This is a genomic window from Streptomyces capillispiralis, from assembly GCF_007829875.1.
Lineage (GTDB): Bacteria > Actinomycetota > Actinomycetes > Streptomycetales > Streptomycetaceae > Streptomyces > Streptomyces capillispiralis.
Genome location: NZ_VIWV01000001.1, coordinates 8,121,822 through 8,142,423 on the forward strand (window position 1 = coordinate 8,121,822; position 20,602 = coordinate 8,142,423).

Annotated in this window: 20 protein-coding genes and 5 pseudogenes; 13 read left to right on the forward strand and 12 right to left on the reverse strand. The window is 69.9% G+C overall.

The genetic code is table 11. The features are described 5' to 3' along the window. The first annotated feature begins 30 nt into the window (after positions 1-30). Positions 31-801, forward strand: a complete 771-nt coding sequence (locus FHX78_RS35300; RefSeq protein WP_145871489.1) for an IclR family transcriptional regulator — start codon at positions 31-33, stop codon at positions 799-801. Between the two features lie 83 nt (positions 802-884). Here the strand turns inward: FHX78_RS35300 and FHX78_RS35305 are convergent, their stop codons facing one another. Then, entirely contained in the window at positions 885-1,064 is a 180-nt protein-coding gene (locus tag FHX78_RS35305) for a hypothetical protein (RefSeq protein ID WP_229924153.1), read from the reverse strand. 51 nt (positions 1,065-1,115) lie between these two features. Then, positions 1,116-1,574, reverse strand: coding sequence for a transposase (locus tag FHX78_RS38310; protein WP_189908730.1), 459 nt, complete (start codon positions 1,572-1,574; stop codon positions 1,116-1,118). A gap of 137 nt (positions 1,575-1,711) precedes the next feature. Here FHX78_RS38310 and FHX78_RS35315 point away from each other — a divergent pair, with 137 nt between their 5' ends. From FHX78_RS35315 to FHX78_RS37845, 3 genes and pseudogenes are all read left to right on the forward strand, one after another. Beyond that, entirely contained in the window at positions 1,712-2,530 is an 819-nt protein-coding gene (locus tag FHX78_RS35315; protein WP_145871491.1) for a chitinase C-terminal domain-containing protein, read from the forward strand. Between the two features lie 103 nt (positions 2,531-2,633). Beyond that, positions 2,634-3,023: pseudogene (locus FHX78_RS37840) on the forward strand (transposase); the annotation flags it as partial. Between the two features lie 75 nt (positions 3,024-3,098). Beyond that, positions 3,099-3,518: pseudogene (locus FHX78_RS37845) on the forward strand (IS5 family transposase); the annotation flags it as partial. Positions 3,519-3,614: 96 nt separating this feature from the next. On the opposite strand, the gene FHX78_RS35325 reads toward FHX78_RS37845, so the two are convergent. From FHX78_RS35325 to FHX78_RS35345, 4 genes are all read right to left on the reverse strand, one after another. Continuing rightward, positions 3,615-4,097 (reverse strand): hypothetical protein, encoded by a 483-nt coding sequence (locus tag FHX78_RS35325; protein ID WP_229924154.1) that lies wholly within the window; start codon positions 4,095-4,097, stop codon positions 3,615-3,617. Positions 4,098-4,400: 303 nt separating this feature from the next. Continuing rightward, a complete protein-coding gene (locus tag FHX78_RS35335) occupies positions 4,401-5,093 on the reverse strand; it encodes a S1 family peptidase (RefSeq protein WP_145871495.1) in 693 nt (230 codons plus the stop codon). 251 nt (positions 5,094-5,344) lie between these two features. Next, the gene (locus FHX78_RS35340) at positions 5,345-5,773 is read right to left on the reverse strand and encodes a transposase (protein ID WP_145871496.1); all 429 of its coding nucleotides are present in this window, start codon (positions 5,771-5,773) and stop codon (positions 5,345-5,347) included. Positions 5,774-6,047: 274 nt separating this feature from the next. Further along, the gene (locus FHX78_RS35345; RefSeq protein WP_145871499.1) at positions 6,048-7,082 is read right to left on the reverse strand and encodes a helix-turn-helix transcriptional regulator; all 1,035 of its coding nucleotides are present in this window, start codon (positions 7,080-7,082) and stop codon (positions 6,048-6,050) included. Between the two features lie 96 nt (positions 7,083-7,178). Here FHX78_RS35345 and FHX78_RS35350 point away from each other — a divergent pair, with 96 nt between their 5' ends. Continuing rightward, a complete protein-coding gene (locus FHX78_RS35350) occupies positions 7,179-7,583 on the forward strand; it encodes a hypothetical protein (protein WP_056792618.1) in 405 nt (134 codons plus the stop codon). Positions 7,584-7,636: 53 nt separating this feature from the next. Beyond that, a complete protein-coding gene (locus tag FHX78_RS35355) occupies positions 7,637-8,410 on the forward strand; it encodes an SDR family oxidoreductase (RefSeq protein ID WP_145871502.1) in 774 nt (257 codons plus the stop codon). Positions 8,411-8,612: 202 nt separating this feature from the next. On the opposite strand, the gene FHX78_RS37235 is transcribed toward FHX78_RS35355, so the two are convergent. After that, positions 8,613-8,768, reverse strand: a complete 156-nt coding sequence (locus tag FHX78_RS37235; RefSeq protein WP_208766205.1) for a hypothetical protein — start codon at positions 8,766-8,768, stop codon at positions 8,613-8,615. 148 nt (positions 8,769-8,916) lie between these two features. Here FHX78_RS37235 and FHX78_RS35365 point away from each other — a divergent pair. From FHX78_RS35365 to FHX78_RS35390, 6 genes and pseudogenes are all read left to right on the forward strand, one after another. After that, positions 8,917-9,264: pseudogene (locus FHX78_RS35365) on the forward strand (ISKra4 family transposase); the annotation flags it as partial. Positions 9,265-9,313: 49 nt separating this feature from the next. Beyond that, positions 9,314-9,637: a type I-E CRISPR-associated protein Cas6/Cse3/CasE gene (locus tag FHX78_RS35370; protein ID WP_268257234.1), complete on the forward strand. Its 324-nt coding sequence runs from the start codon at positions 9,314-9,316 to the stop codon at positions 9,635-9,637. A 34-nt stretch (positions 9,638-9,671) separates the two neighbouring features. Continuing rightward, positions 9,672-10,595, forward strand: coding sequence for a type I-E CRISPR-associated endonuclease Cas1e (gene cas1e, locus FHX78_RS35375; RefSeq protein ID WP_145872304.1), 924 nt, complete (start codon positions 9,672-9,674; stop codon positions 10,593-10,595). Next, positions 10,595-10,963 (forward strand): type I-E CRISPR-associated endoribonuclease Cas2e, encoded by a 369-nt coding sequence (gene cas2e / locus FHX78_RS35380; protein ID WP_145871505.1) that lies wholly within the window; start codon positions 10,595-10,597, stop codon positions 10,961-10,963. Before cas1e ends, cas2e begins: the two co-directional genes overlap by 1 nt. A 393-nt stretch (positions 10,964-11,356) precedes the next feature. Next, positions 11,357-12,700: an MFS transporter gene (locus FHX78_RS35385; protein ID WP_145871507.1), complete on the forward strand. Its 1,344-nt coding sequence runs from the start codon at positions 11,357-11,359 to the stop codon at positions 12,698-12,700. Positions 12,701-12,793: 93 nt separating this feature from the next. Beyond that, positions 12,794-13,631 (forward strand): annotated as a pseudogene (locus FHX78_RS35390) (IS5 family transposase). A 257-nt stretch (positions 13,632-13,888) separates the two neighbouring features. On the opposite strand, the gene FHX78_RS37240 reads toward FHX78_RS35390, so the two are convergent. The 3 genes from FHX78_RS37240 to FHX78_RS35415 form a co-directional block, all read right to left on the reverse strand. Further along, a complete protein-coding gene (locus tag FHX78_RS37240; protein WP_189908731.1) occupies positions 13,889-15,058 on the reverse strand; it encodes a hypothetical protein in 1,170 nt (389 codons plus the stop codon). Between the two features lie 60 nt (positions 15,059-15,118). Next, positions 15,119-15,346 (reverse strand): hypothetical protein, encoded by a 228-nt coding sequence (locus FHX78_RS35410; protein ID WP_145871510.1) that lies wholly within the window; start codon positions 15,344-15,346, stop codon positions 15,119-15,121. Between the two features lie 167 nt (positions 15,347-15,513). Further along, positions 15,514-16,104 carry an SMI1/KNR4 family protein gene (locus FHX78_RS35415; protein ID WP_145871511.1) on the reverse strand — a complete coding sequence of 197 codons (591 nt, stop codon included), beginning with the start codon at positions 16,102-16,104 and terminating at the stop codon, positions 15,514-15,516. Between the two features lie 147 nt (positions 16,105-16,251). Between FHX78_RS35415 and FHX78_RS35420 the strand changes: the two genes are divergently transcribed. After that, positions 16,252-17,538, forward strand: coding sequence for an IS701 family transposase (locus tag FHX78_RS35420; protein WP_425282235.1), 1,287 nt, complete (start codon positions 16,252-16,254; stop codon positions 17,536-17,538). A gap of 233 nt (positions 17,539-17,771) precedes the next feature. Here FHX78_RS35420 and FHX78_RS35425 read toward each other — a convergent pair. Both FHX78_RS35425 and FHX78_RS35430 read right to left on the reverse strand, forming a co-directional pair. Beyond that, a pseudogene (locus FHX78_RS35425) lies at positions 17,772-18,646 on the reverse strand (IS5 family transposase); the annotation flags it as partial. Between the two features lie 44 nt (positions 18,647-18,690). After that, positions 18,691-19,161 carry a lysozyme family protein gene (locus tag FHX78_RS35430; protein ID WP_229924245.1) on the reverse strand — a complete coding sequence of 157 codons (471 nt, stop codon included), beginning with the start codon at positions 19,159-19,161 and terminating at the stop codon, positions 18,691-18,693. Between the last annotated feature and the right edge of the window lie 1,441 nt (positions 19,162-20,602).

Consider the following 20,602-nt stretch of genomic DNA (forward strand, 5'->3'; position numbering starts at 1 on the left):
CATGGCCGGCGACGCGCACCGACGATTCCGATGAGTGGAACGCCAGTACAGACCCCTCGCTCGGGACGGCCGCCCCGCGGCGAACCGATCCTGGAGCGGGCGTTCAGGGTCCTGGGCGCCTTCGCGGAGGCCGGGGAGGGCCTGACCCTCCACACGCTCGCGGCTCGGGCGGGGCTTCCGAAGAGCACCACGTCCCGGATCGCGGCCCAGCTGACGGGTGTGGGCGCCCTCGAACGCCGCGACAACGGCGATTTCGTCGTCGGCCTGCAGCTCCTCGAGATCGCCTCGCTGGCGCCCCGCGGTCACGGACTGCGCGCCGCCGCGCTGCCGTTCATGGAGGACCTGCACCGGGTCACCGGCCAGCACATCCTTCTCGCAGTGCGCGACGGCGACGAGGCCGTTCTCGTCGAGCGTCTGTCCGCACGGGACGCGGCAGCGGTCAAGTACCGGGTCGGCGGTCGCCTCCCCCTCACCGGGACCGGCATCGGCATCGCCCTGCTGGCGCACGCCCCCGAGCGGGTGCGGGAGGAGGCGCTGGCCGACGCGAACGACGCGGCGCTCCTGCGCCGGCTCATGGCCGCCGTCCGCACGGAGGGCGTCTGTGCCATGACGGTGCCCAACCCCCTGCGTTCCGGGCCCACCACCATGTCAACCGTCGCCGCCCCGATCCTGGACCGTCACGGTGACGCGGTGGGCGCGCTGTCCCTGGTCGCCCCCGACGAGGCCGCAACCCGGGCCGCCGCCGCTCGGACGGCGCTGCGGACGGCGGGCCTGGCGATCTCCCGGGCCGTGGCGCGGTGAACCGCGACTTGGCCATGCGGCAGACTGGCGCCCACTGCGCCGAACTCACGCGCCTGACAACGCCCCGTGAAGCCGTCAGCGGATCACGACTCGACGAACTTCTCCGCCAGGCCCCGTTCCAGGTAGTTGTCCGGCAGGTTCCGGACGGCCGGCCCGGCTTCGGTGTGTTCGGTGTGCAGCCGCCAGTAGGCGTCTGCCATCGTCTGAGGCTGGGCGTCGTGGCCGCCCTGGCCGATGAAGGCCCCGGCCGCCACGACGAGCACACCGACCCCCCTCGTGGCCGCCGGGGACCTGGGCGCGCTGGTCCTGCGCCTTCACGCCCCGGTCGATGCCCTGGCAGGCTCGTCCGGCCGAGCATGCGTGGCACGTCGCGGTTCGTCACGCCCCCGGCGACCGTCTCCTGACCGACACCGAGTGGGCCGAGGTCGCGGCCGGGATGGTCTACGCCGCGGGTGTCGCCGAACACGGTGACGCGCAAGCCTGCCGATGGCTCGCGGTCGGAGCCCCCCTTTTCGGGCCCCTGCCGCATGCTGGTGAGCCCAGACGGCCGTGGAGTCGACCGACACCGCCCACATGCGGAAACGGGTGTGGAGCGTCGCCCAAGGACTGTACCGGTCGGGCACGTCCCGCCAGGCGGTGCCGGTCCGGAACTTCCACACGATTCCGTTCAGGACCCTGCGGTCGTCCAGCCGCTTCCGCCCCCGCAACGACACGGGCAGCAGCGGCCGGACGAACTCCCACTCGGCATCGGACAGTTCATGGCGGCGTATCACGCACCATGATCCACCATCCAAGATTTTTTGAAGACACCGCCTAGAACTGCGTCACCGGCAGCGGGCCCGGGCCGAGAACCGCATCCGCGCCGCCCGCCACCGGGCTGTGCAATCCGCCACTGCACGGCGCCGGGCAGGTGTTCCTGTCGACCGAGGACGAGCAGGGCATCGACGCGGTCACCGACCTGGTCAAGTCGACCGGTGCGGGCGGCGTGATGATGTGGGAGCTCGGCGGCGACTACGCCTGCCCGGCGGACGTCCAGCCGGACACCCCGTGCGGGATGGGGTACACGCTGACGACGCGTCTGAACGAAAGGCTGGGCAACACGGGCGCGTACGACAACAATCTCCGCACCGGCAGCAGCGCGGCAGCCCCGACGGTGTCGGCGAACGTGAGCGTCGAGATGGTCAACTACCCGACCGCCACGGCGAACCTGTGGCCGTTGCAGCCGACCGTCCGGATCACCAACAACACCGGGCGCACACTCGGCGGTGGCAAGGACACGAAGCTGTCGTTCGACATTCCGGCCTCGACGTCACCGCTGGTCAAGGACGCCAACTGGCAGACCGGTGCCCAAGGTGGCCAGTGGAAGCTGACGCCCGGTACGACGTTCCACCGGGTCAGCACGACGCTGGAGTACTGCCAGACCATCCCGGCCGGGAAGTCGCTCGACTTGCCGATCATCTACTTCCTCCCGATCACCGGTCAGGTGAACACGAGTCTGTCGATCGGCGGTACGGCGTACGCGCCGGTGACCGACAACCTCAAGGGACTCGGTACGGCGACCCCGCCGGCCGGTGGCTGTGGTGCCGCGAACTGGGACGCGACCAAGATCTACTCCCCGGCCAGCCAGCCGATCGAGCAGACCACGGTCAAGTACAACGGCAAGGTCTGGAAGGCCAAGTGGGAGACGAGGGGCCAGTGCCCCGGGCACCGGGGTCGACGCCGACCATGAGCCCTGGAAACTGATCGGAGACGCCAGCTGACCGTTCTCCGCCACCCAGCCCGACACTCCACGTCCTGATCAAATAACTGGAGAGTGCTTCTGAACTGCAACGATGGGACCCGTCCAGGGTCCTGTTGGCTGCACGGGAAGAAGCACTCTCCAGGTGAGCGCGCGTATCGGGTCGTACCCGCGTGTTCGTGTCGAGGGCGGTGGCAGTGGGGTGGTCTCGCAGGCCGGGGCGGTGCCGTTGGCCGAGACGGTCCGCAAGGCGGGCCTGGACACCGCGAAATCGGCGGCGTCGGCGCCGTGGCGCAAGCCGCAGACGGTGCACGACCCGGGCAAGGTCCTGCCGGACATCGCGCTCGCGACGGCTCTGGGCGGGGACTGCCTGGCCGATGTCACCATGCTGTGGGCCGAGCCTCACCTGTTCGGTCGGGTCGCGTCCGCCCCGACGGTCTCGCGGCTCGTCGACGTCCTTGCCGCAGCAGGGCCGAAGGCGCTCACCGCGATTCGCACGGCGCGAGCCGAAGTGCGCCAGTGCGTCCGGGAGTTGGCCGGGGCGGACGGTCCGGCCGCCAGCAAGCACCACGTCCTTGTCGACGGGCAGGGCATCCCGCTCGCGGTGTCGCTGACCGGCGGGAACCGCAACGACGTCACCCAGCTGATGCCCCTGCTCGACAAGGTTCCACCGGCCGCCGGCGTCGTCGGCAGGCCACGGCGGCGGCGGGAAACGCTCTTCGCCGACCGCGGTTACGACCACGACAAGTACCGGCGACTGCTGTGGAAACGAGGCAACCGGCCCGTGATCGCCGAACGCGGCCAGCCCCACGGTTCCGGCCTGGGTATCTTCCGCTGGGTCGTCGAGCGAACGATCTCCTGGCTGCATGGCTTCCGCCGCCTGCGTATCCGCTGGGAACGGCGCGATGACATCCACGAGGCCTTCCTCGGCCTCGCCACCTGCCTCATCACCCACCACCACGTCCAACGCCTTTGTTAGGACCTCTAAGGCGTCGTACGGTTTCATCGAGGGCTCTTCTTCGGCAGTGATTCGTTTTGGTTGGCACCTACGCATTTACGGAAAAGAGCCCCTTGGTCACCGGGATTCGGGCCGGTCGGCGCCCGGATCACGACGAGCGGGGCTGAACCGTCCCGGCGCGTCCTCGTCCAGCCATCCGCGCTTTACCAGACGCTTGAGCTTCGCTCGCGTGCCCTCGATCTTCCCGGTCGTCGCCGGCAGCCCGATCCGCGGCACGATCTGCTTGGCCTGCAACGGCCCCGGTGCGTCGGCGACGACCTCCATGATGTCCCGGCACACATCAGGCAGCACCGTTGCCGCCAGGCCCTCCCGCCACGGCGGGACCATCATCGCTCCCACCCCGTGCGACTCAGGCTCCGCCGGCCCGTCCGACTCGACGTCAGCATCCGCGGCCGACAGCTCGGCCAGTACCTTCGTGACGGTCTCCCGCGTGATCTCCAGCCGTGACAGGTCCTCGCGAGCAGCCTCCAGCCTGAGCGCCAGTTCCGCGGCCTCGGCCTGCAGTTCCTCCACACGCCGCCGAGCCGCCGCCTCCCGCACCTCAAGCTCCTCCGGCAAAGACACCATCGCGCCCCACCTCCACCCCGCCACGGTAGAAGTACGACAGCACCGCCCACACGTCAATCAGCGTTTCCCCAGCTCAGCGCCTTCCCTCGAAAGATTCCGCACCTATCAGGCATAGCCGCGGAAAAGACGCAGCGGGGATGGTTGGTCAGCAGCTGAGTGGCCTTCTCCACGATCGGCTTCGGCTGCGCTGCGTGGATGAACAGCGGAAGCACCGCGTAGCGGTCGTAGCGGGTCGCCCGGCCCTGCCGCCGTCAGCGGTGGGCCGGGCGCCGTTGATCAGTACACGGTCAGACCGAACGCGCCGAGGACTTCCGTGACGGGCTGGTAGTAGGAGACTCCCCCGGAGGCGCAGTTGCCGGTGGAGGCGACCAGGAAGCCGACGGCCCGGGTGCCGGAGTAGGCCGGGGCGCCGTCGTCGCCGGGCTCCGCGCAGGTGGTGGACCGGATCAGGCCGTGGACGGTGCCCTCGGCGAAGTTGACCGTGACGTTGAGCGCGGTCACAGTCCCGCAGCGGACCCCACTGGCCCGGCCGACATGGCACACCGACTGGCCGACTGCCGGGGTCGCGGCCCCGGTGATGTCCTGGAGTGCGCCCCCGCCCAGGGAGAGGTCGCCGGGCAGGGCCAGCGTGTTCGAGGTGTAGCGGACGACGCCGTAGTCGTCGATCGGGTAGGAGGCGCCGGCGGTGACCCCGACCGGCACGGTGCGCGCCGCGTCGGCATACCAGGTGGTCCTGTAGGTGCCGGAGCAGTGGCCTATCATCACCCCGTAATAGGTGGGCGGGGTGGTCGCGCTCCTCGCGTTGAAGCCGATGACGCACTGGGCGCCGGTGGCGGCGTGAAGCACGGTGCCGCCCCGGATCGTCACCACCTGCAGCGCGGCGGCTGGCGGTGCGGTGCCCAGAAACAGGGTGCTCACCACCATCAGGGCGGTGGTCAGCATGGCCAGGCAGGTGAACGGACGTCTCACGGCCCCTCCCGGGGTCCTCGGTGGCGCGTACCGGCAGTGCCTTCATGGTGGCAACGCGGCGGGCCCGGAGACAGGCGTGCTCCGGCCGCGTTCGCCGGGGAACAGCCGGGCGCCCCGAGCACGGTCCACCCTCGTCCGGGCGCTTCGGAACGGTCGGGCCGGTGAAGGCCGATGCGGTCGGTGGCCGGTCGCGGTGAGACCGTCCCGCACCGCGAGGCCGTATTCCGGCACGACCCCTACTGAGTTTTTCTTTAGTTCTTTGGTGTTTCGGGATGGATTGTCAGTCCGGTGTGGGTGAGGAGGGACCACGGGAGCTGTTCGTTGGAGCAGACCCGGTGGATGCCGCATTCGGCCGCGTCGGCGACGCCGGCGAGGTTCGCCGGCTCGTGGGTCCAGATGGCTGACCACAGCCCTTCCACCGGGTTGAGTTCGGGTGCATAGGCCGGCAGCCGTTCCAGCGTCAGCCAGTCCTGCCCGGCCGTCCATGCAGGCATGCTTCGGCTCCAGTGGGCCGCCAGTCCGTCCCGTACCAGCACAACCGGCTCACCGGCGTAGATGGTCTTGACCTGCTCCAGCACCTCGGTCAGGGAAATGGTGTCGTAGCTGCCCGGCTTGAGGTGGAAGCACAGCCGCGGGCCGCGTCCGCCGTCGGCGGCGTGGTAGCCCAGCGCGGCGGCCATCCCGGCTCGTTTCCAGTTCAGCTGCCTGAACCCGGCCCTGCTCCCACAGGCGCACACTCTCGGGATGCATTCCCACGGCCCGGGCCACCTCGGGTGAAGGACGTCTCTGCTCGAACAACTCGGCCGCGCGCATGCGACGGGCTTCGGCCAACTGCGACCGCGTCAGCGGCAGAACGAGACCTCGGGAACAACGACCCGCGACTTGCTCACACCGCCGAAGCCTCTGCCCCTGCCCTCACAGAACTAACGAAAAACTCAGTAATCACTCGTCCGGTCATAGGCCCAGGACCGTCGCCACCAGTTCGCTGCGGCTGCGGACACCGGTCTTCGCGAACACACTCTTCAGATGGTCCTGCACGGTCGCCGCGGTGATGTGCAGTTCCACGGCGATGGTCCGCGACGGCAGACCGGCGACGACTCGCGCCAGCACGTCCCGCTCGCGCGGTGTAAGCCCGTACGCGAGCAGCAGTATCTCGGCCACGTCGGCGGCCGGCGCCGGATGTACCGTCACGGCGATGGCCGCCGGGTGCGGGCCACCACTCAGCGGCGAGGCCTGGACGGAGAGCCACCGGCCCGAGCGGCCGCGGATGCGTCCGTACGCCGGCAGCTCAGCGCCTCTTCCCCGTGCGGCCACCTCCAGGATCGCGGACGGCAGTTCCGCCTGCGACGAGCCCAGCTCGTCCCGCCAGAGTTTCGCGGCCAGGTTCTCCGAAAACAGCCGCAAGTCCTGGTCGAGCAGGAGCACTCCGGCCTCGGACTGGCCCGCAGCGGTGTCGTCGGGTGCCCGGTGGGCGGCCCGGCGCAGGGCCGCACCGACCGGGGCGGACAGCCGCCGCAGGACGCCGACGTCGGCCGGGGTGAAGTCGGGCCGCCGGCCGCCGCGGAAGAGGGCGACGACGCCCCAGCAGCGGCCGTCCACCACGAAGCCCGCCCGCAGCTCGTGCCGTGCGTCGATCATCGGCAGCACGGTCCGGTAGCGGTGGCTGGATTCCGGATCACCGCCGGTGGCCGCACCGAGCGTGCCCGCGGACACCTCGGAGCGGGCCAGCGCCGCGAACTTCAGGACGTCGTCCACCAGGTACTCGTTGTGCGCGGCGGCCGCGGCCGCCTCCGGTACGAGCCCGGCGCTGACTTGGTCGGCGGTCAGCAGCGTCATCGGGTCGATCGTGCTGAAGCAGTAGGAGTCGGCCGGGATGAGGCGTGTCAGCCGGTCGGCGATCCGGCGGCGCAGTATTCGGGAGTCGAGGTCGAGATGGCAGATCGCCTCGATGTCGCGCACGGTCTCGCGCCGGACCATCGGGGAACTCACCCTTGCCACGGTATCCCAGAAATGTGGGAGGGCCGCCCGACCTCCAGGCGCCTACCGTGGGTCCGAGAAACCCCAGGTCACCGGAGGTACACCGACATGTCCCCGTCCATGCTCAACGTCGGACTGGATCCAGCGCTGGTGGACGACGCGCCCTCGTCGCGGGCGGCGTTCCCTGAAATCGACGCCGAGGCGGTCCGGGCCGGAATGGCCGCGGGCCGGGCTCGGCTCGAGGAGCTCGGCCTCAGTGTCGATGTCTGCCTGCTCGACTACGGCCGCACGGCCGAGGCGGTCTTTCGCGCCGCGTTGACCGCCAAGGACTACGACATCGTGCTGATCGGCGCCGGCGTCCGGCTGGACCCGGAGCTGACCCCGCTGTTGGAGGTGCTGGTCAACACCACCCACGAGCTGGCACCCGGCGCGAAGCTCTGCTTCAACGTCAGCCCGACGACGGCTGTCGAAGCCGTCCAGCGGTGGTGGCCCGAACACAAGCCGCTGGTCTAGGCGCTCCACAGCACTCAAGAGACGATTCGATGAACGGGAGGCGGTCTTCCGCCATGTCTGCAAGAGCACTCGAGGAAAAGGTCGCACTGGTCACCGGCGGCAGCCGGGGCATCGGCCGGGCGATCGCGAAGCGGCTCGCCCAGGACGGCGCCGCCGTCGGCGTCACCTACGCCCGCGACGAGACGGCGGCGAGCGAGACCGTCGAAAACATCCGCAAGAACGGAGGACGGGCCTTCGCACTCCAGGCGGGGCTGGGCAAACGCGGCGACGCGGCCCGCCTCTGGGCCGCCTTCGACGCCGCGGGCACGGAGCACGTGCCCGACGGGAAGCTCGACATCATCGTCAACAACGTCGGCATCGGGGATTTCGCATCCCTGGAGTCGTTGACCGAGGACGCCTTCGACAAGGTCTTCGCCGTGAACGTGCGTGCACCGTTCTTCGTCACGCAGCAGGGACTGCCGCGCCTGCGCGACGGGGGCCGGATCATCAACATCTCCAGCTCCGTGGCCCGCCTGGCCACGCCGGGAATGATCGCCTACGGCGCCACCAAGGGAGCCCTGGACAACTTCAGTCTCGCCCTCGCCAAGGAGCTGGGCCCCCGGAGCATCACGGTCAACTCGGTGGCCCCCGGAACCGTCCTCACCGACGCCAGCGCGGCCACCCTGCTGGGCGATCCGCATGCCGAGGCGCAAGCGGCGTCTCTTGCCGCCCTCGGCCGGATCGGGCGGCCGGAAGACATGGCCGACATCGTGGCCTTCCTCGCCTCCGACGACGCACGCTGGGTAACCGGCCAGGTCATCGACGCAACGGGAGGCATGGCCCTCTGACGTGCTTTTACTGTAACGAATCCTATCGAAGGGCGGGGCTTCTCAGCCGTCGCCATCAGATGATGCTCCAGGCCAGGCTGAGGAAAGCTCCGCGGATGCCGTCGCGGATCTCCCAGCGGATGCTGTCGGCGTACGGGCTTTTCTGGCCCCGGCAAGATTTCCGTGAAGCCGGGGTGTGCCACCGTGCGCCGGTGACAGTCCGTCACGGGTAGCGGCGTCGGAGGTGGGCCATGAGGATGACGCGTTGGCGAAGGAGCGGGACTCCCGCTCTTCCCGCCATGATCCGCTTCTGGAGCTTCAGGTCCGTGATCCGGCCTTCGCTGACACCGGAGTCGAACAGGGTGGTGATCCCCTGCACGACCGCGGGCTGGTCCTCATGGAGGGCCTTGCCCAGGCCGGCCAGGGCTGGGAGGCGGGGAGGCCGCGAGTTGCTCCAGCCACCTCTGCAGCGGGGCGGCATCGCGGGCGTCGAGCATGGCAGCGAACTGCCGTACCAGGTCGTGGGTGCGGTCCAGGCCCAGACCGAACACCTACCCGCCACCCGGCGCGACGCCGTCACCACCTGCGCCCGCTACCTCACCGGCCACCGCGACCAGCTTCACTACGACACCGCCCTGAAGAACGGCTGGCCGATCGCCACCGGCGCCGTCGAAGGCGCCTGCCGGCATGTGATCGCCGACCGCCTCGACATCACCGGCGCCCGCTGGGGACTCGTCGGCGCCGAAGCCGTCCTGCAACTCCGCGCACTGATCACGAACGGCGATTTCGAGGACTACTGGATCTTCCACGCGGCCCGCGAGCACCAACGTCTCTACCCCGGTCCCGACCAGCAGAAGTACAGCCTCACCGCTTGATCCCTGCCATCACTTCAAAGGATCCGCACCCAAACGGGAACGGCTCTCCCTGGAAGAGAAGGGCAAGCGAGGACGGATCGTGCCGCTCTCCGGCGCCGACGCCGACCAGTGGTGGCTCCGCCGGGCCACCGAAGCCGGCCTCGACCTCCACGTCCTGACCCCCACCAGCATGGAACCGGCCCGCCCCCGCGGCCGGGACGCCCCCCACATGCGGCACAGCCTGCTCCGTTACGACGGCACCGCCACCGTCACCGACCCCGACGCACTCAAAGACGCCGTCATCCACGGCATCGGACGCGGCAAACCCTACGGCGCAGGCCTGCTCAGCCTCGCGCCCCAACAACCGCGTGAGCACGCCACGCCGGGGCGGTGATGCGCGCAGGCGCCTGGCCGCCCCCACCCTGGCCATGCTTCCTCGCGTCGCGGACTCCCTGTCCTTCCTCTATCTGGACATGGTCCGCGTAGTGCAGGACGACACCGGAGTGTGCGCGCAGATCCAGGTCGACGAACACCGCACCGACCTCGTCTACATCCCCACAACCGCCCTGTCCTGCCTGCTCCTGGGACCGGGCGTGTCCATCACCACCCCGGCCCTGACCACCCTCGCCCGCGACGGCACCAGCGTCGTCTGTGTCGGAGCGGGCGGCGTCCGCGCCTACGCCGGCATCCTCCCGGACTCCCTCACCACCCACTGGCTCGAACAACAGGTCGCGACGTGGGCCGACCCTGCGCGCCGCCTCGAGGTCGCCGTCCGCATGTACCGGATGCGCTTCAAAGACGCCGACCTACCGGCCGCCGTCACCCTGGACCAGCTCCGCGGCATGGAAGGCCAGCGCATGAAGGCCTTCTACAAAATCCTCGCGCACCAGCACGGCATCGGACGCTTCCGCCGCAACTACCGGCCCGACCAATGGGACACCCAGGACCCCGTCAACCTCGCCCTGTCCGCCGCCAACACCTGCCTGTACGGCGTCGTCCACGCCGCCCTCCCCGCCCTCGGCTACGTCCACACCGGCACCCAGCACGCCTTCGTCTACGACATCGCCGACCTCTACAAAGCCGACATCACCCTCCCCCTCGCCCTCCACAACTCCCACAACCCCGAACAGGAAGCACGCCGCCGCTTCCGCGAAGACCTCCGACTCCTACGCCTCCTGCCCCGCATCGTCCAGGACGTCCAGTCCCTCCTGACCCCGCCCCACACGACCACAGCCGACGACGGCACCGACGAAGAACACTCCGAACGGCGTGACGCGCGCATGGTCCACCTCTGGGACCCCAAAACCGGAGTACTCCCCGCAGGCGTCAACTACGCCAAGGGAGACAACTGATGCCCGCCATGATCGTCATCGCCACCACCGCGGTCCCCGACCACCTACGCGGTGCCCTCAGCCGATGGACCAGCGAAGTAGTACCCGGCATCTTCGTCGGCAGCGTCTCAGCCCGCGTCCGCGACGAACTCTGGCACACCGTCACCGAAGTCGTGGGCAACGGCGCAGCCCTCCTCATCCACCCCGCCCCCACGGAACAGGGCTACGCCATCCGCACCGCGGGAACCCGCCGCCGGGTCCCTGTCGATTTCGACGGCCTTACCCTGATCCGTATGACCGCCGCATCGAAGGTAAAGGAAAATGTAAACCCTCTCTTAAAGTGCAGGTCAGAAAGCGTCCTCCCCGCCGACGCGGGGGTGTTCCGCTAAGAGGTCACGCGGAGCGGCGGGTAAGTTCTGGTCCGAGGGCGCTGGCTCGGTCGGGCGTGACGGGGGACAGGGGCTGGGTGTGGTGCGGCGGTGGTTGGTGGGTCTGCGGCGGAGTGACGTCAAGGGATCACTTGCCGTCGGCTCCGGTAGCATCGGCGACGTGTCTGGTGCTTCGTGCGCGGCTTGTGCCGCGGTGACGAGGACGCTCCGCTAGCGGCGGGGCGTTCGTCTCACTTCTGTTGAACGTTCTGCCGCTGCGTGGTTGAACCGGAGCGGCACGTTCGTGCTGCTCGGAACTTCTTCTGGGCAACGGAGCATTCGGTGTTTTCAGGCATTCTCTCTTCGCGCCGGGATGGCTCGTCCCCGGTGCGCGCGTGGCTGGTGCTGTGCTGCATGGCCATGCTGCAGTTCTTCATCGCGGTTGACGTGACCGTGGTCAACGTCGCCCTGCCCTCGATCGGCGCCGACTTCGGGGTCGACGGTCACGCACTGACCTGGGTCGTGGTCGGGTACACGATCACCGGCGGCGGGCTGCTGATGCTCGGCGGCCGGCTGGGCGACGTGCTCGGCAGGCGCCGCATCCTTCTGCTTGGCACCACGCTCTTCGGTGCCGCGTCCTTGCTGGCCGGGCTCGCGCCGTCCTTCGCCGTGCTGGTGACAGCCCGGCTGCTGCAGGGTGCCGGGGAAGCGATCGCGCTTCCGGCGGCGATGGCGGTGATCGTGCTCATGTTCCCCGAGGGGCCGCGCAGGTCGCGGGCGCTGAGCGTGTGGGCGGCCGTCGCGAGCTGTGGCCTCGTCCTCGGGTTCGTGGTCTCCGGAATCATCACCGAGCTGCTCGGCTGGCGGTGGATCTTCCTGGTGTCCGTGCCGTTCATCCTGGTCGTGCTCGCTGCTGCGGCCCTTCTCGTGCCGAGCGAACGGCCCGCCGGGCCCGCACCTTTGGACCTTCCCGGTTCGCTCCTGCTGGTCGCGGCTCCGCTGCTGTTCACCCTCGGCGTCATCGAGGCGGGAGAGGCGGACAGCACGCTGCCCTGGCTGCCGCCGGCGGCGCTGGTCGGCGCGGTGGCAGCCGGAGTTCTGTTCGTCAGGGTCGAGCGCCGTTCACGGAACCCGCTCGTGCCGCTGCGGTTCTTCCGCAACCGGCCGCGCGTCCTGGCCAACCTCGCCACCGCTCTGCTGAGCGCGGCACTGTCCACCTCGTTCCTGCTGTTCACCTACTACCTACAGGACCGGTCGGGCGCCGGCCCGCTCCAGTCCGGTCTGACGATGCTGCCCCTGGCGGTGTCCCTGATCGCGGCCTCGGTGCTGGTTCCCCGGCTGCTCGGACGGTGGGGTGCCCGGGCCTGTGTCCTGGCCGGCATCGGCTTCACCGCGCTGGCGATGGCAGCCATCGCCCTGGTCTCCTCCCTCGGTGCCACCAGTCCGACGATGATTCCGGCCATGGTGCTCATCGCGGCCGGGATGGGGTTCGGGATCGTCGGGCTGCAGTACGTCGCGGTGACCGGCGTGACCGAGGACGACGCCGGCATCGCCTCCGGCGTCCAGCGAGCCGCCGACCAGCTGGGCGGTTCCACCGGTGTCACGCTCTACGTCGGCACCGGGTTCGCTCCCATCCTGGACGGCACCGACCCGTTCCTCGTCAGTAGCTTTCTGGCCGTCGCCGGGCTCGCCGCGGCCGGGTACGTCGCCTGGCGGATCTCCCTGCCCGCCGCGGTGACGGAGGAAACGCTCGGGTGATCTTGGGCAGGGCTGCGCCCGGCCGGACCGCCGGACGGGCGCAGCCCTGGAAACAACACGTCCACGATCACCACCGGTCAAGCGGAAGGTCACGTGCCCGTCCTGCCTTCCTCCATCACCGACCCTCTGTGGGGCGGTTCCACGCGCTGATCCCGCGCCGCCAGGTCGCTCATCCGCTGGGCTGTCATCGGCCCCGCGTCCCGGACAGGGTCGTGTTCGACAAGCTCCTGGCCCGGCTCGTGCTGGACGGCACCTACCAGCAGCACGTCGACCACCGGGTCTCCGCGACCACGCTGCGGTCCCGGCGGGACGAGTGGATCGCCGCGGGAGTTTCGAAGCCTTGCACCAGGCCGCGCTGGAGGCCTATGTCCAGGCCATCGGCCTGGACCTGGATGACCTCGCCGTGGACGGGTGCATCGTGAAAGCCCCCGGCGGCGGGGAGAACACCGGCCCCTCGCCTGTGGACCGCGGGAAATCGGGGACCAAACGGTCGCTGCTGGTCGAAGGCGGCGGGCTCCCGATCGGGTGCGCGCTTTCCGGTGCCAACCGGCACGACTCGCCGCTGTTACGCCCCACCTTGGAGACTCTTGGGCGCTTCGGCTTCCATCTGCCCGACCGGATCACGATGCACCTGGACCCGGGCTACGACCCGCGCGTGACCCGCAACCTGCTGACCGAGCTGGGCTGTGGATGGCGGATCACCCCAAAGGGCGCGTTCCTGCCGATCAACCACACCCGCCGGTGGGTTGTCGAACGGACGAACTCCTGGCACACACGGGGCTTCAAGTCGCTGGCGATCGTCACGGACCGGCGTGCGGTGGTGCAGGCCGCGTGGGTGGCGCTCGCCAGTGCGGTCATCGTGATCCGGCGCCTGATCCGCAAGGCATGGACGGCCTACCGATGGGACACACGGACCGCCCGACGCCCGTGACCTATCCGCGCGAACTCTTAGGTAAGGGCATCGTTGTGATGCCCGGTGACGACCCATCCCTCCACGTCCTTGAGGGCGATCACCCCAAAGTCTCCTGCCGAAGATCCGGCATGCGCCGGCCGAACCTCGGGGAGGCGCTCCACGCCCTCCGCGAACAGCCCTCCGCGCGGGGCGGGCGCATCCAGTCGGGCAGTGCGGTCATGGCTTTCGCCGTACCGGTACGTCGGGTCCGAAAGGCGGCGCACGGCGGGGCTGTCCTACTCGGCCGGCAGACGGAGCATCGGTTTGAAGGCCGCGTCCTCCTCGCCCTCGACCGAAGGGAGGAAGCCGTCCGGGACGGTGCGGGCCGCCGTGGTGAGGAGGCGGGCCAGGACCTCGGCCTCGGTGGCCGGGGGGAGGCGGAGGGCGGCGAGGAGGCGGTCGCGGACCTCGGGGTGGTCCGGGTTGTCCTCAAGGTAGTCGGCGTTGAGCGCGGGGGAACGGAAGCCGGCCAGGGCGTCGTGCCAGGAGGGGAGGACGATGGCCAGGGTCAGGGCCTCGGCGAGGGACTCCGCGATGAGGGAAGCCTGGCCCTCGGAGTCGGTGTAGAGGACGGGGCGGACGCGGTCGGAGCCGGCCGGGCCGCAGAGGTAGTAGGTGCCTCCCGCGTTGCAGCCGGCCACGGGCTCCACCGGGAGACCGGCCGGCAGGGCGATCGACTCGATGGGGTCGGTCCGCGTGAGGTCGAACTCGCCGTCGCAGGCGAGGTATCCCTCGACCTCGGGGTCGGCGGCGATCCGGCGAAGCAGGGCCTCGTCGGAGAGGGCGGCCGGGTTGAGACCACGGGCGGCTATGGGGGTCAGGGGGTGGCCCGCGAGGACGTGTCGGACGGTTTCGAGGGGGACGGGCCGCCCGTAGTCCTCCTCGAAGTGCGCCTGGACGGTCTCGGGGGAGCGATCGGTGAGGAGGCGGAAGAGGTGCCCGGAGCCGTCCGGGTCCGAGCTGCCCGAGGGGAACGCGATGCCCGAACCGGTGCGCCAGGCGCTGCCGCCGGTCTCCCACCACAGGCAGGCGGTGACCCGCGGGGCGCCGAGGCCCTCATCGACGAAGGCCGGATCGTCCAGGAGCGGGCGCAGCGCGGCGGGCACCTCGTCGATGACACCGGGCCAGACCCGTTCGTCGTCCGTGGCGTACGGGCTCATCTCCGACTCGTGGTCGAAGCCGCGGACGAGCACACCGACTGGGGTGAAGAGGACGGAGAAGTCGTCACCCGAGCCGTTGTCCATCAGGGCCGCCTCCGTCCCAGGCCCCCAGGCAGTGGAGAAGGAATAGCGGGAGAACTGCGGGTCGCGGCAGATCGCCTGGTCCAGCACGGCCAACGCGCGCAGGTGAGCGCGGACCCCGGCGGGGTCCGGGAGGAGGGCGGCGGTCGTGTGCACGGTGTCCATGGGCTCATGTAAGCAGCCGGCACTGACATCCAGGGCGGCAGTTCGGTCACACCCGCTCTCTCACTCAGGGAACGCAAAGCCCAGCTCACGCAGACGGGGCAAGCACACTGCGAGGCATTGCTCCACAGACGCGGCTTCGGTTCGCACAAGGACGTCCTCACGCAACGGCGCTCCACTGGCGACGAAGGTCCAAGCCTTGCCCCTCTCTGCCATCCGCTCAGCGTCGGCCTTGAAAAGCACCGTTACGCCCTGTTCAGCCAGTGCTTCCATAATCGCGACGACGTCCACCGGCGCTCTCCCCTCCCGAAGCGCTTCGAACGCACCGTCGGATGAACATACTCACTCCGGGCCGGACCCTGGACACCCGCCCGCATGACCCGAAACGACCGATCGGGGCGCTCTGAGCTGGAATACGCGACACCTCAACATGCGAGCTCACCAATCCCGAGGCTGGGCTACTCGGGACGCCACCAGCCCTGGCCGACATGCCAGTCCCGGATCCAACCATGGAAGCCGCCCCCGAGCTGCGCGGACGGGGCATCGGCGTAGGGAGCTGCGCATCCGTCGCGGAGCCACCAGACCTGACCGCACCGCGGACCGGTCACCACCAGCGTCCAGTACTCACCGGGCCGGTCGCTGCCCAGCAGCACCGAGCCGCACTGGTAGATCTGATGCAACGTGTCGGAGTGCAATGCGTGGTCGTAGTAGTCGTACTCCCACTGCCATTCCTCTTCGAGCGGGAAGGGCTGACCGAGCCCGCGCACGGCTGTGCCATCGAACGGCTCAGGACTCATCCAGCAGTCCGCTTCCCACCTGACCCAGCTGGCTGGCTTCTCTCCCAGGGGCAACAGACCGCCTTCGTCAGGGGGTCCCTCGTCTGTCCCGTTCGCGATCTCAGCAACGAAGGTGCGATATGGCTCAGGCAACACCACGCCCTGCCGGTCCTCCCAGGAGCGGAGCGCCTTCCAACCCAGAGGGCGACGGCGGACCTGTGCGGGAAAGGCGTCGTGCAGGAGAGCCAGCGCATCCGGGACCGTGTCTTCCACGTCCTAATACTCCAGTCTGACTTCGCGAGCTTGCAGCGGGTCCGGCTGGGAATGGGTACGGCCACCGCGTGATCATCGGTTGGTGTGTGGACAAACGAAGATCGTGCGGTGGCCGCGGGCCATAGCGTAGACCCTGCCCGCTGGCGGATGATGTTCGACCAGGTCATGGCCCGGATCGCGGGCCGGTTCGGCCGGGTCGAGCCGCGGGCGAGTGCCCGCGCCTATCTGCTCGGGCTGCTGTCGAAGGCGGAGCGGAAGAACTGCTGGCAGCTGGCCGAACAGGCCGGCCTGGCCCGGCCGGGGCCGATGCAGCGGCTGCTGCGTTACGCCCGCTGGGACGCCGATGCCGTCCGTGACGACCTGCGTGCCTATGCCGTCGACCATCTCGGCGCCGACGGCGCGGTGCTGATCGTGGACGAGACGGGCTTTGTGAAGAAGGGACGCTCCTCGGCGGGCGTGCAGCGGCAGTACACCGGCACCGCGGGACGCATCGAGAACTCCCAGGTCGGCGTGTTCCTCGCCCTGGCCACCAGCCGGGGCCGGGCCCTGATCGACCGCCGGCTCTATCTCCCCGAGCACTCCTGGTCCGATGACCCCGAACGCCGCCGTGCGGCCGGGATACCCGAGACGGTGCAATTCGCCACCAAGCCCCGCCTGGCCTCGGAGATGATCGCCGCCGCGCTGGACGCCGGGGTGCAGGCACCGTGGGTGACCGGCGACGAAGCCTACGGCCAGGACCCCCGGCTCCGCGCCGCCCTGGAGGCCCGCGGCACCGGCTATGTGATGGCCGTCGCCTGCTCGACGACAGTGACGATCAACCAGGGCCGCACCCCCGTCCGCGCAGACACCGTCGCCGGCCGCCTGCCCGCCACGGCCTGGCAGCGGCACAGCGCGGGCAACGGCGCGAAGGGCCCGCGCCACTACGACTGGTCCTGGATCCACATCGGCACCGGCGAACACCGGCACCTGCTGATCCGCCGCAACCGCACCACCGGGGAACTCGCCTTCTACCTGTGCTGGTCACCCACCACGGTCGCCCTGGCGGAGCTGGTCCGTGTCGCCGGCGTCCGCTGGAGCGTCGAGGAGTGCTTCCAGGCCGCCAAGGGCCAGGTCGGCCTCGACCACTACCAGGTCAGGCACTGGACCTCGTGGCACCGGCACATCACCCTCGCCATGCTCGCCCTGGCCTTCCTGGCCGCCCTCGCCGCCGACGCGGCACCGAAGCGGCCCACCGATCCCCACCGCCCAGCCCGCAGCAGTGAACAGATCTCTTTGACCGTCCCGGAGATCCGCCACCTGCTCACCGCCGTCTTCGGCCCACCGGCCATGACCGCTGCCAGGCTGCTGCAGTGGTCAACCTGGCGCAGGCGCCACCAGGCAACAGCCCGACACAGCCACTACCGACGTCGATCCGTCGGCAAACGTGCTGGATAGATCACGAAACCGCACTGGAGTACTAACAGGTATCACCCGCCACCGACACCCCGACTGCGGCCGGTAGAACACAGCAGTTCCGACGTCAAGCTCAGGGTTTCGGCGTGTGCCCCTGCCGGACCTCGATGATCGGCAGGAGCTGGCGTGGCGTCACGCCGGACGGAGTGGGGACGTCCGCCAGACGCTCCAACAGTTGATCCAGCGCGGCCTAGGGCCTGTTGTGAAAGTGCTGGTCGCAGCCACTCGTTGATGGCTGCGACCAGCACTGTCGCTTCGTAGCGGACGGCGAGTTTGTCGTACCGAGTGGCGACGGCCCGGTGGCGCTTGAGCCGGTTGATCCCGCACTCGACCGCGTGCCGTTGCTTGTAGTCGTCTTTGTCGAACTTTGGCGGGCGCCCGCCCTGCGATCCACGCTTGAGGCGGTTGCGGACTCGGTCCGCCGGAACCGGAATGGTGGCCTTGATGCCGCGTCTGCGCAGGTAGGAGCGATTGCCGCGGGAGTCGTACGCCTTGTCGGCCCGCACTCGGTCCGGGCGCTTGCGCGGCCTGCCGGGCCCCAGCCTCGGAACCCGGACGGCTTCCAGGACCGCTTCGAACTGCGGGGAGTCGCCCCGCTGCCCGGCCGTGATCACGACGGACAAGGGCTTCTGCCCTTGCTCGACCGCGATGTGGATCTTGCTGGTCAGTCCGCCGCGGGAGCGTCCGAGGCCGTGATCGGCTGGCTCGACGAAGATCCCGCCGGGCGGCTCCTTCTGGAGGTCCCCCTTTTCGCCGCTCCGGCGGCGTACTGGTGGGCCCGGCAGACGGTGGAGTCGACGTTGACCTCCCAGGTGATCAGGCCCTTCGCGTCCGCCTCGGCCTGGAGCTTGGTGAGGATCCTCGCCCAGGTGCCGTCCCGCTGCCAGCGTCGGAACAGGTCATAGACCCGATCCCAGGGCCCGTAGCGTTCGGGCACGTCCCGCCAGGGAGCACCGGTCCGGGTCCGCCACCGTATGCCGTCTATCAGCTGCCGCCGCGTCCACACCTGCGGCCGACCCGGCTTGATGCCCGTCGGCAGCAGAGGCTCCAGCCGGGCCCACTGGCCGTTCGTCAGATCCCCACGTCCCACAGGACGTGATCATCAACGAACAAGATCTACTTCCGCAACAGACCCTAGTCGTGCGGCGTGCCGGCGCGTCCGAGGGCTTCGGCAGCCCGTTCCTGGTGGGCGCGGTAGCGGCGCAGGTACGACCGTGCCATCGGGCCGGGCGGTACGCCCCGGGCGAAGGCACGCATGTTGCGTTCACCGGTGTTGTAGCCCAGGGCCAGGAGCTCGTCACGGGTGTAACGGCGCACATGCCCCTTGGGAAGGCTGTGGTCGAGGTCCTTGAGGTGCAGGGCGGCTGTGCGGATGGCGAAAGCGGGGTCATCCCGCAGGTCCTGCCATCGGCCCGGCAGACGATGCGTGTGCCGGACCCGCTCGAACGTCGCCCGGTGCATGTTGGCCAGACCGAAGGACGCCTTGGGTTTCCACCACTGCCACAGCCGCTCCAGCAGGGGATGGTGCGGTTTGTAGGCCTCGTTGTGGAGCACCCCCATGACCAGCAGCGGCGAAACCCCGGCCTCCCGGGCAGCGCGTACCACGACTGCCGCGTAGTCGGCCGGATCGTAGCCACCGGGCCGCAGCGGCGGCGTCCGAGCATCCTGACGGCCCGCCGTCCGCGCCCCTTGCCCCGCTGCCGCTGCCGCTGCCGTTTCCGCTGCCGGTCGTCCGGCCATCGTCGATCACCCCTCCACCACTGTGAGGTGCATGTGCCCCCGCACCCCTGACCCAATCCCTCCCCTCCCCGCCGCGGACGAGGACCCAGACCCCACAGCATCACCACAGGCGTCCTGCCCGGCCAGCCCACCCGCCCATGCCGTCGAAAGGCACCCCGCCGACCACCAGCCGATGGCAGCAAACACCCCAGCCCACGGCCATTGGAACCTGACGGCGGCACCACGGGACAACCACGGCACCACGGCACCACGGCACCACGGCACCACGGCACCACGGCACCACGGCACCGGCGCGCCAGCGCGCCGGCCGCCGTCGGCCACCGGCCGCCGCGGATACCGCACACGACCCGCCCCCTGGCGCGGCAGAAACCGCACCGCACGCACAACTTGCCCCACTACGCCGCATGACGCACAACCAACCACGCGAACCGCACCACCGGCCCAGCACACCGCGCGACACACAACCGACCAGGCGAAAGCCGCAGGCCCGCCCCTGCACCCGCCGCACACCACAGCGCCTGCCCCACCAGGCGCGCCCCGCCCGGCGCCGACCGCGAAAACACCCGACGACGAACCCCGCAAAAGACCAAAGCCGGCCCCACCCACCCCACCCCGCACCATTCAACTCAACGAGCACTGAGCCGTCCGGCCGCGTCAAGCACGACCTCCGCATCCCCCCACGCCACCACCCCCGAGCCGGACAGGAGGGCGACGAACGGAACCCCACCGCGCAACTGACGCCGCTCGCACTCCCCCTGGACCTGACAGCCCGGACGGCACTGCCCCGGCGCCGCGACGATCACCTGCACCGCGAGGTCCCGCAGTGGCCGGCCCCGGCCCGGCCTCCGCTTCGCAAACCCTCCTCGCCCACAACAACGCCCTGCGCAACGAGCGGCCGCTCCACGCCCCAGACACCACCCCACCCACCCACCCCACCCACCTCACCCGCCCCACCCCGCCCCACCAGCCCCCGTACCCCGACGACCCCACACCCCGACCCTGCACGGCCAACGACACCACCCACCCCTCCACCCCGCCCAGCCGCACCAGAACACACCACCCCACCCTCTGCACGACCGCCGCTCACCCCACCAGACAGGCGCCGCACAAGCACCAGAGGGCACAGCATCACGCGGCCACGGAGGCCACCCCGAGACCTGCCCCAACCAGCCCGCAGCCAGCAGCGCTACCCGGCCGGACCCTTGAACAACTCCACCAGCGCAGCCCCACGGCCGGTCAGCCGCTGGCGCACCTCACGGCCATAACGCTCCCGCTGAAGCAAACCCACCGCCCTCAGATACTCGCA

Coding starts and splice junctions, on each gene's coding strand:
- FHX78_RS35300 (WP_145871489.1), top strand. CDS start 31: ATGAGTGGAACGCCAGTACAGACCCCTCGCTCGGGACGGCCGCCCCGC.
- FHX78_RS35355 (WP_145871502.1), top strand. CDS start 7,637: ATGTCTGCAAGAGCACTCGAGGAAAAGGTCGCACTGGTCACCGGCGGC.
- FHX78_RS37240 (WP_189908731.1), bottom strand. CDS start 15,058: ATGGACACCGTGCACACGACCGCCGCCCTCCTCCCGGACCCCGCCGGG.
- cas1e (WP_145872304.1), top strand. CDS start 9,672: ATGCTTCCTCGCGTCGCGGACTCCCTGTCCTTCCTCTATCTGGACATG.
- cas2e (WP_145871505.1), top strand. CDS start 10,595: ATGCCCGCCATGATCGTCATCGCCACCACCGCGGTCCCCGACCACCTA.
- FHX78_RS35350 (WP_056792618.1), top strand. CDS start 7,179: ATGTCCCCGTCCATGCTCAACGTCGGACTGGATCCAGCGCTGGTGGAC.
- FHX78_RS35340 (WP_145871496.1), bottom strand. CDS start 5,773: ATGGCCGCCGCGCTGGGCTACCACGCCGCCGACGGCGGACGCGGCCCG.
- FHX78_RS35420 (WP_425282235.1), top strand. CDS start 16,252: ATGATGTTCGACCAGGTCATGGCCCGGATCGCGGGCCGGTTCGGCCGG.
- FHX78_RS35385 (WP_145871507.1), top strand. CDS start 11,357: ATGGCCATGCTGCAGTTCTTCATCGCGGTTGACGTGACCGTGGTCAAC.